Genomic DNA, 1168 nt, shown 5'->3' on the forward strand with positions numbered 1-1168 from the left:
TCTGACTGGGTTTTCGCTTGAGGTTCAGCCCCTTCTACTAACGCTTTAATATTGTCTGTATTCGCTTGCTCAGGCTTACCTTCTAACAGAGCATCAACCACGTCAGATTCAATCACAACACGCTGCTGGGTGTCATCATTCCCGACGCTTGCTACTTCTTCTGTCACCGTTGGTGGCAATGAGTTGGAATCGTCAGTCGCATCTGATAAATCGCCATCATTTGGCAAGCCGTCAGTCACTGAGGTTAAATTAGATTCTGATGGCGAAAGAGTCGGCTCAGTGAGTGTCGGAATGGCAGTTTGCTCGATGCTTCCCGTGATCTGCTGCGCTTTATCATCTGGGCTTGGCTGATTAAACATCCACCAATAGCCTCCAGCGGCCAGCAACAGTAGCACCAAAACCACTAATGCGATGTTGAGTGGGGATCCGACAATTGAACGGATAATGATCCTTTTTTCCACTTTCATCTCTCCTAACGCCATGATGTCACCCGGAATCGGGTCGACTTTCTTAAATGCATCTCGAACACGTTTCTCCGCATCGTCATCGACGTACCTAACCACTAGTGATTCGAAGAAACGACGCGCTTCCACTTCGGATAGCATATCGATATCAAGTTCAACTGGCTTAAGTTCTTGCCCATAACTCAACCGAGACAAGACCGACTCCAAACGCCCAGACTGAGTAAAAAGCAACACGTTGATCGTCCAGTTCGGCTTTTCATGCGCCTCTAAGACTAACGTCCATAACTCCGAAACGAGCGTTTCACTAAGTAAATGAGCGTCATCAATAACAATCGCAATATCGCAAGGCTCACCTTCGAGAATACGCTCTAGACTGTCGAGTAAAGGCTCTTGTTGATTAAACAATGCATCGGAAACCAGCTGACTCAAGATGAGGACGCGACGCTGCACGTCATCTTGGGTCGCATGACAAAGTAACAAACATTGATTTTTGTTACTCGCACCCAACTCAAGATATCGTTGCGCCAGCCAAGATTTTCCATACCCATCAGGGCCATTGATCGCAATAAGGTTGGATCCAAAGTTGGTCAACAACTCCAATCTATCCAATAACTCGGTTTGAGAATCTAATTCCAGAACGTGAGCAAAACTCATCTAATAACCTTCTTAAACAACAAGAATGACGCCAGATGGCGTCATTACAA

1 protein-coding gene is annotated in these 1168 nt (G+C 46.2%); it reads right to left on the reverse strand.

Annotated elements, in window-relative coordinates:
- On the reverse strand, positions 1–1118 hold a 1118-nt coding region (locus R8269_RS25335; protein WP_318222925.1), incomplete at its 3' end, for an ATP-binding protein.
- Positions 1119–1168: the final 50 nt, after the last annotated feature.

It is taken from the genome of Vibrio sp. Vb0667, from assembly GCF_033391095.1.